This window comes from Kitasatospora sp. NPDC048540, assembly GCF_040651175.1.
In the GTDB taxonomy this organism is placed as follows: domain Bacteria; phylum Actinomycetota; class Actinomycetes; order Streptomycetales; family Streptomycetaceae; genus Kitasatospora.
In genome coordinates this window covers 1-7,586 of record NZ_JBEZIR010000214.1, presented here as the reverse complement: position 1 = coordinate 7,586, position 7,586 = coordinate 1, and the positions used below count along the sequence as shown (strand labels likewise).

Genomic DNA, 7,586 nt, shown 5'->3' with positions numbered 1-7,586 from the left:
GAGAGGCCTGGTGATCGGTACGCTGCGCAGCGTCCGTACAGTCAATGGTGTCGAACTGCTGCTTGATACTCGCAGGGGGCACGCCCATCCCGGGTCGACGGGGTCGTCGGGCCCCTCGGGCCCCTCGGGGTCGAGCGCCAGGGCCGCGAGCAGCGCGTCCGGGTCGACGGGGGCGCCCGAGGCGGTGTCCCAGAGGGCGGCGCGCGGCCCGAGGCCGTTGGGGACGACGGCGGCGTGCATCCAGTGCGTGTCGGTGCGGACGTGCGCCGGACGCACCCACTTGGCGACCCGGTGCGGAAACTCGGCCCGCTCGAAGCCGGCCACCGTCCGCACCACGTAGCCCTCCTGGCGGGCGGTGTCCAGGCGCAGCGCGCGCAGTGCCCGCTCGTCGAAGACCCCGCGCCACAGCACCGGCGGCAGCGGCACGCCGAGGCGGCGGGCGAAGCGCACGGTGGCGTCCCAGTCCAGGCAGTGCCCGCCGTCCCAGACCGAGAAGGCGTAGAAGTAGCTCTCCAGGTCGTCGTAGGGGATCGAGTGCCGGGCGTACAGGTTCTCGCCGCACACCCGCAGGCCCGGGCCGATGGCGTGGGCGATCCGGCCCTGCAGGGCCTTGACCCAGGCGCGGGAGGGGTGGTGGGCGGAGTCCAGCGAACGGGCGTGCAGGCCGTCCGGGTAGAGGGTGGTGTTCTCGCCGTCGAGCTTCTCGGTGACCACCACCTCCAGGCCGCGGAACCCGGCCAGGTCGGCGGTCCGGAGATCGTCCGGGGTGGCGCCCGGTGACCAGGGCAGATGCGGGGTGCGTGGGTAGTGCGTCCGCATGCTGTGCTCCCGGTGACGGATGGGTCGGCCGAGGTCAGGGTAGGTCCGGCGGCACCCGCCGGGCCATCGAATTCGGGCCGCCGTCCGGCCGCCCGGACACCCGGTGACCGGCCATGATCGGCGGCCGGTATGCTGCGGCACCGTCAGGTGCGCGGCGCACCTGGGAACTGACCAAGGGACGGTTATCGCCATGATGGGACCGGCGCATGCGCTCTCCGGTGCAGCGGCCTGGCTGGGGGTGGGGGCGGCCGCGGCCGCCCTCGACAACCCGATGCCGTGGCCGGTGCTCCTCGCCGGAGCGCTGATCTGCGCCGGAGCGGCGCTCGCACCCGACCTCGACCACAAGGCCGCCACCATATCGAGGGCCTTCGGGCCGGTCTCGCGCAACCTGTGCGAGATCATCGACAAGCTCTCGTACGCGGCCTACAAGTCCACCCGCAAGCCGGGCGACCCGCGCCGCTCGGGCGGCCACCGCACGCTCACCCACACCTGGGTGTGGGCCGTGATGTGCGGGGCGGGCGCGGCGGCGGTCTGCTGGTTCGGCGGGCGCTGGGGTGTGCTGGCGGTGCTGTTCGTGCACATGGTGCTGGCCATCGAGGGTCTGCTGTGGAAGGCCGCCCGGATGTCCAGCGACATCCTGGTGTGGCTGCTCGGGGTGTGCAGCGCCTGGATGATCGCCGACATCCTCGACAAGCCCGGCAACGGCTCCGACTGGCTGTTCACCGCGCCGGGGCAGCAGTACCTGTGGGTGGGCCTGCCGATCGTGCTCGGTGCGCTGGTGCACTGCATCGGTGACGCGCTGACGGTCTCGGGCTGCCCGATCATGTGGCCGATCCCGATCGGCCGCAAGCGCTGGTACCCGATCGGCCCGCCGAAGGCGATGCGGTTCCGGGCCGGCAGCTGGGTCGAGCTGAAGGTGCTGACGCCGGTCTTCATGGTGCTCGGCGGTATCGGGGCGCTGGGCGGGCTCGGCTACCTCGGCTGACCGCACCGGGCCCGCGGGCGCGGGCACTCCCCAGGTTCGACCGGCACCTGCTGGGTGGCGGTCGAACCTATTTGTTCGCCGGGTCGGCACGGTGGTTCACTAGGTGACCGTGAATCAGACACGTATGCGAATAATCGCGTTGGCCGCCGTCGGCGGGCTCGCCCCCGCCCTGCTCCTGACCGCCTGCAACTCCGACAAGGGCGGCCTCAGGACGCCGCCGCCGGCGGCCTCCGCCGCGGCCGGGGCGACCACCGGCGGCGCCGCCACCGGTACGGCCGGCGCGGGCAAGGCCCCGGCCGGCGGCGACGCGGCGAAGGTGGCGGCCGGGATCACGCTCGGCCCGGCCGAGTGGGGCAAGGGCTACACCGAGGACGACCCGTACGAGGACCCGAGCCTGGACTACTACGTCACCGACGCGAACTGCAAGGGCGTGCTCGGGAAGGCGCCGGCCAGCCTCGCCGGGGCGATGACCCGCCTGGTCAAGGTCCCGGCAGCCGGCAAGGCCGACCTGGTCGACCACCTCGGCTCCACCAGCGCCCTGGTCTTCGGCGACGTCGCCGACGCGCAGAAGGACTTCACCACCTCGCGGGGCGTGGTCAAGCGCTGCCCGACCTGGACCAGCGACGACGGCAGCGAGACCGACACCGACGAGCACGAGGTGCCGGCCCCGGCCCTCCCGCTCGCCGACGAGGCGTACGCGCAGGAAGGCAAGGTCCGGTACGCCGACGACAAGACCGGCGCCAAGCTCCCCTACTACCAGCTGACGGTCCGCAAGGGCGGCGTCACCCTCAACGCCTACCTCGACGGCACCGAGGACGCCTCCCTCGCCGACCTGCGCGCGCAGACCACGGCCGCCATGACGGCGATGCTCACCAAGCTCAAGGCCCAGGGGCACTGATCCCGCCACGGCCGCGGCGGGGTCCACCGGGACCCGCCGCGGCCGGCCGGCGTCAGCCGGCCAGTGCGGCGACGATCTCCTCGACCGCGCCCCGGGCCCGGTCCGCGTCGGCGCCGACCAGGCCGATCCGGGTCCGGCGGTCCAGCACGTCCGCCGCGTCCAGGGCGCCCTCGTGGGTGAGCGCGTACTCGACCTCGGCCCGGGTGACGTCCAGGCCGTCGGCGATCGGGTCGAGCGGACGGTCCAGCCGGGCCGCCGCCAGCACCGCCCGCGCCGCACCGCCGTGCCGGGCCGTCAGCGACGCGGGCACCGCGCCGTCCGGCGCCGGCTCGCTGTCCGGGTGCGCGGGTGCGCCCACCAGCGGCAGCCGGGCGGTCCGGCAGGGCCCGGCCGCGGCGCCGAGCCCGCGCAGCGCCTCGTCCACCGCGTCCTGGGCCATCCGCCGGTAGGTCGTCAGCTTGCCGCCCACCACGGTCACCACCCCCGACGGGGAGCGCCGGACGGCGTGGCGGCGCGACAGGTCCGCGGTCTCGCCGCCCCCGGCGTCGATCAGCGGCCGCAGCCCGGCGAAGGCGCCGCGGACGTCGGCCCGGGTCAGCTCCCGGTCCAGTGCGGTGTTGACCGTCGCCAGCAGGAAGTCGATCTCCCGGTCGGTGGGCACCGGCTCGTCCGGCACCGGGCCGGGGGCGTCCTCGTCGGTCAGGCCGAGCACCACCCGGCCGAGCTGCTGCGGCAGCGCGAAGACGAACCGGCTGGTCGAGCCGGGGACGGGGACGGTCAGCGCGGCCCGCGGGTGGCCGAACGCGGCCGCGTCGAAGACCAGGTGGGTGCCGCGGCTGGGCCGCAGCCGGATCGAGTCGTCCACCTGGTCGGCCCACACCCCGGTGGCGTTGACCACCGCGCCCGCCGTGACCCGGATGCTCCGGCCGGTCAGGGTGTCGGTCAGCTCGGCCGAGGTGCCGGTGACCTGCCCGGCCCGCACCCGGGTGAGGATCCGGGCGCCGTGCTGCGCGGCGGTCCGTGCGATGGCCACCACCAGCCGGGCGTCGTCGACCAGTTGGCCGTCGTGGGCGACCAGGGCGCCGCGCAGGCCGGCCGTGCGCACCGCAGGCACCAGCGCGGCCGCCGCGGCCGGCCCGACCCGGCGGGCCCGCGGCAGCACCGAGCCCGGGGTCCCCGCGCTGACCCGCAGCGCGTCCCCGGCCAGGAAACCGGTGTGCACCAGCGCCGACATGCCCCGCCCCACCGAGGGCAGCAGCGGGACGGCCTGCGGGAGCGCGCGGATCAGGTGCGGTGCGGTCCTGGTCATCAGGATGCCGCGCTCGACGGCGCTCTCCCGGGCCACCCCGATCCGGCCGGAGGCCAGGTAGCGCAGGCCGCCGTGGACCAGCTTGGAGCTCCACCGGCTGGTGCCGAAGGCCAGGTCGTGGGCGTCCACCAGCACCGTGCGCAGGCCGCGGGAGGCGGCGTCCAGCGCGACTCCGGCGCCGGTCACCCCGCCGCCGATCACCAGCAGGTCGACGGGCTCGCCGGCGGCCAGCGCGTCGAGGTCCCCGGCACGGCGCCGGGCGTTGAGGGCGGTCGTACCGGGGCGGTCGGTCATGGCGTGAGGTATCCGTTCAGGGCGATGGCCAGTTCGCGGCGCCAGGCCGCCTCGGGCAGCAGCTGGGCGACCATGCGGTGGGACTGGACGGTGGACTGGGCGATCAGCAGCACCATCGCGGCCAGTTCGGCCGGCTCCCCGGGGCGGATGGACCCGTGCCGCTGGCCGAGCTCGACCGCCTCGGACAGCGCGTCGAGCAGGCCGCGCTGGCTGGTGCCGAGCCGCTCGACGACGTACTCGACCAGCAGGTCGGCGTCCGAGCGCAGCAGCGCCCCGAGCACCGGGTGGTCGCGGACGGCGACGGCGACCTCGACGATCCAGGCGACCACCGACTCGCGGTCGTCCCCGGCCCGGACCGCGGCCTGCTGGGTGGCCCGGATCTCCCGGGTCAGCAGCGCGCCGACCACCGCGCGGACGTCAGGCCAGCGGCGGTAGACGGTGGGCCGGCTGACCCCGGCGCGCCGGGCGATCTCGGCCAGCTGGGTGCGTCGCGGGCCGAGCACGACGACCAGGTCGGCGGCCGCGTCCAGGATCGCGTCGTCGACACTGCGGGCGGCGCCGTCGCTGCCGCCGGGCCCCGAGGGCTCGATGTGACTACTTGACATGATGTGGAAAACTGTAACGCATGCCATCTGAAGCGCACACCGGACCGGGCCGACCGGCGACACTGCCCCAGCCGCCCATGGCGTGGAACGCCTGGGGCGACCCGGCCCTCGCCAAGCCGCTCTCCGCCGACATCAGGTCACTGCTGGAGCAGCTGCTCGGCGTCTCGCCGCAGGAGGGCGCCGCGCCCACCGCCGACGAGGTCCGGCTGCGCCCGAGCAGCCTGGCGGCCGAGGACCTGGCCGCCCTCGCCGCCATCGTCGGCGACGGCCACGTCAGCGCCGCGGACGCCGACCGGCTGCCCCGGGCCGGCGGCAAGTCCACCCCCGACCTGCTGCGCCGCCGCAGCCGCGCGGAGCAGGACGCCCCCGACGCGGTCGTGCTGCCCGGCACCGAGGACGAGATCGCGGCCGTGCTCGCGCTGTGCGGCGAGCGCCGGATCGCCGTCGTCCCGTTCGGCGGCGGCACCAGCGTGGTCGGCGGGCTCGACCCGGTGCGCGGCGGCTTCGCGGCCGTCGTCTCGCTGGACCTGCGCCGCTTCGACACCCTGACGGAGCTGGACGAGGTCTCCGGCGAGGCCACCCTGGGCGCCGGGCTGACCGGGCCGCGCGCGGAGGAACTGCTCGCCGAGCGCGGCTTCGAACTCGGCCACTACCCGCAGAGCTTCCGGTTCGCCACCATCGGCGGCTTCGCCGCCACCCGCTCCTCCGGCCAGGACTCGGCCGGCCACGGCCGCTTCGACGACATGGTCCGCGGCCTGCGGGTGGTCACCCCGGCCGGCGTGCTCGACCTCGGCCGCGGCCCCGCCTCGGCGGCCGGCCCCGACCTGCGCCAGCTGTTCATCGGCTCCGAGGGCGCCCTCGGCGTGATCACCGCGGTCCGGCTGCGGGTGCACCCGGTACCCGCCGTCAAGGTCCACGAGGCCTGGAACTTCCCGGACTTCGCCACCGGCGCCGCCGCGCTGCGCGCCGTCGAGCAGCAGGGCACCGGGCCGACCGTGCTGCGGCTGTCCGACGAGACCGAGACCGGCGTCAACCTGGCGATGACCTCGAAGATCGGCGGCGGGCAGGTGGCCACCGGCTGCCTGGCGGTCACCGTCTTCGAGGGCACCACCGAGCAGACCGCGGCCCGCCACCGGCTGACCCGGGAGCTGCTGCTGGCGGCCGGCGGCACCTCGCTCGGCGAGGAGCCGGCCCGCGCCTGGGAGCACGGCCGCTTCGACGCGCCGTACCTGCGCGACGCGCTGCTGGACTGCGGCGCGCTGTGCGAGACCCTGGAGACCGCCACCTCCTGGGCCAACCTGGAGCGGCTCAAGGGCGCGGTCACCGAAGCCCTGCAGAACGCCCTCCAGGCGGGCGGCACCACCTCCCTGGTGATGTGCCACATCTCGCACGTCTACCCGACCGGGGCCTCGCTGTACTTCACCGTGCTCGGCGCCCAGAAGGGCGAGCCGATCGAGCAGTGGGCCGCGGCCAAGGCGGCCGCCTGCGACGCGATCATGGCCAACGGCGGGACGATCACCCACCACCACGCCGTCGGCACCGACCACCGGCCGTGGATGCCGCAGGAGATCGGCGAGCTCGGCGCCGCCGTGCTGCGCGCGGTCAAGGGCGCCGTCGACCCGGCCGGGATCCTGAACCCCGGAAAGCTCATCCCGTGACCGCCGGGGCGGACGGAGCCGGCGCGGGCGGGACCGGCGAGCCGCAGCGCCGGGAGATCCGCACCGTCGTGGTCCTCACCAACCCCGCCGCCGGCGGGGGACGGGCCGACCTCGCGGCCCGGCGGGCCACCGCCCGGCTGCGCGACCTCGGCATCGAGGTGCTGGCCGTCAGCGGCAACGACCCCGACGACGCGGTACGCCTCGCCCGCGAAGCGGTCGGCCGGGGCGTCGACGCCCTCGTGGTGGCCGGCGGCGACGGCATGATCGCGCTCGCGATCCAGGCGCTGGCCGGCACCGGGGTGCCGCTCGGGGTGATCCCCGCCGGGACCGGCAACGACCACGCCCGCGAGTACGGGCTGCCGCTGAAGGACCCCGAGGCGGCGGCCGAGGTGGTCGCCGCCGGGCACGTCCTGCGGGTCGACACCGGCCGGGTCGAGACGGCCGACGGCGTCGGCCGGTTCTTCGGCTCGGTGCTGGCCGCGGGCTTCGACTCGCTGGTCAGCGACCGCGCCAACCGGCTGCGCCGCCCGCGCGGGCGGATGCGCTACAACCTGGCCATCCTGCTGGAGCTGGTCCGGCTGCGGCCACTGCCGTTCCGGCTGGTGCTGGCCGACGGCACCGTGGTCGAGCGCCCGCTGACGCTGGCCGCCATCGGGAACACCCGCAGCTACGGCGGCGGCATGCTGATCTGCCCGGAGGCCGACCACGCCGACGGCCTGCTCGACATCACCCTGGTCGGCGCGATGCGCCGGCGGCGGCTGGTGCGCTTCTTCCCGACGGTCTTCAAGGGCACCCACGTCCGTCACCCGGAGGTCTCCACCCACCGCACCGCGTCCCTGCGGATCGAGTCGGCGGGGATCAACGCCTACACCGACGGTGACTTCGCCGGCCCGCTGCCGGCCGAGGTGCGGGTGGTGCCGAAGTCGCTGTCCCTGCTGGTGCCGGGCTGAGCCGGGAGCCCCGCAAGCTGTTCCGTTCGTCACACGCCGGAGGCGGCCGACCGCACTTGCGGTCGGCC

Annotated in this window: 7 protein-coding genes; 4 read left to right on the top strand and 3 right to left on the bottom strand. The window is 75.5% G+C overall.

From position 1 onward, the window contains the following. On the bottom strand, positions 1-819 hold an 819-nt coding region (locus AB0D08_RS39560; RefSeq protein ID WP_359895182.1), incomplete at its 3' end, for an RNA ligase family protein. A gap of 190 nt (positions 820-1,009) precedes the next feature. Between AB0D08_RS39560 and AB0D08_RS39555 the strand changes: the two genes are divergently transcribed. Further along, the gene (locus tag AB0D08_RS39555) at positions 1,010-1,804 is read left to right on the top strand and encodes a metal-dependent hydrolase (RefSeq protein ID WP_033821204.1); all 795 of its coding nucleotides are present in this window, start codon (positions 1,010-1,012) and stop codon (positions 1,802-1,804) included. Positions 1,805-1,913: 109 nt separating this feature from the next. Then, on the top strand, positions 1,914-2,702 hold the full coding sequence (locus AB0D08_RS39550; protein ID WP_149038226.1) for a hypothetical protein: 789 nt from the start codon (positions 1,914-1,916) through the stop codon (positions 2,700-2,702). 52 nt (positions 2,703-2,754) lie between these two features. On the opposite strand, the gene AB0D08_RS39545 is transcribed toward AB0D08_RS39550, so the two are convergent. After that, positions 2,755-4,305: a glycerol-3-phosphate dehydrogenase/oxidase gene (locus AB0D08_RS39545; protein ID WP_359895180.1), complete on the bottom strand. Its 1,551-nt coding sequence runs from the start codon at positions 4,303-4,305 to the stop codon at positions 2,755-2,757. Beyond that, the gene (locus tag AB0D08_RS39540; RefSeq protein ID WP_051811461.1) at positions 4,302-4,910 is read right to left on the bottom strand and encodes a TetR/AcrR family transcriptional regulator; all 609 of its coding nucleotides are present in this window, start codon (positions 4,908-4,910) and stop codon (positions 4,302-4,304) included. The genes AB0D08_RS39545 and AB0D08_RS39540 overlap by 4 nt, the downstream gene beginning before the upstream one ends. 77 nt (positions 4,911-4,987) lie before the next feature. Here AB0D08_RS39540 and AB0D08_RS39535 point away from each other — a divergent pair, with 77 nt between their 5' ends. Both AB0D08_RS39535 and AB0D08_RS39530 read left to right on the top strand, forming a co-directional pair. Next, positions 4,988-6,568, top strand: coding sequence for an FAD-binding oxidoreductase (locus AB0D08_RS39535; protein WP_359895178.1), 1,581 nt, complete (start codon positions 4,988-4,990; stop codon positions 6,566-6,568). Further along, on the top strand, positions 6,565-7,518 hold the full coding sequence (locus AB0D08_RS39530) for a diacylglycerol kinase (protein WP_359895176.1): 954 nt from the start codon (positions 6,565-6,567) through the stop codon (positions 7,516-7,518). Before AB0D08_RS39535 ends, AB0D08_RS39530 begins: the two co-directional genes overlap by 4 nt. Positions 7,519-7,586 lie beyond the last annotated feature (68 nt).

Excerpts from the sequence above, each read along its gene's own strand:
- AB0D08_RS39535 (WP_359895178.1), top strand. The coding sequence starts at position 4,988 with ATGGCGTGGAACGCCTGGGGCGACCCGGCCCTCGCCAAGCCGCTCTCC.
- AB0D08_RS39540 (WP_051811461.1), bottom strand. The coding sequence starts at position 4,910 with ATGTCAAGTAGTCACATCGAGCCCTCGGGGCCCGGCGGCAGCGACGGC.
- AB0D08_RS39545 (WP_359895180.1), bottom strand. The coding sequence starts at position 4,305 with ATGACCGACCGCCCCGGTACGACCGCCCTCAACGCCCGGCGCCGTGCC.
- AB0D08_RS39555 (WP_033821204.1), top strand. The coding sequence starts at position 1,010 with ATGATGGGACCGGCGCATGCGCTCTCCGGTGCAGCGGCCTGGCTGGGG.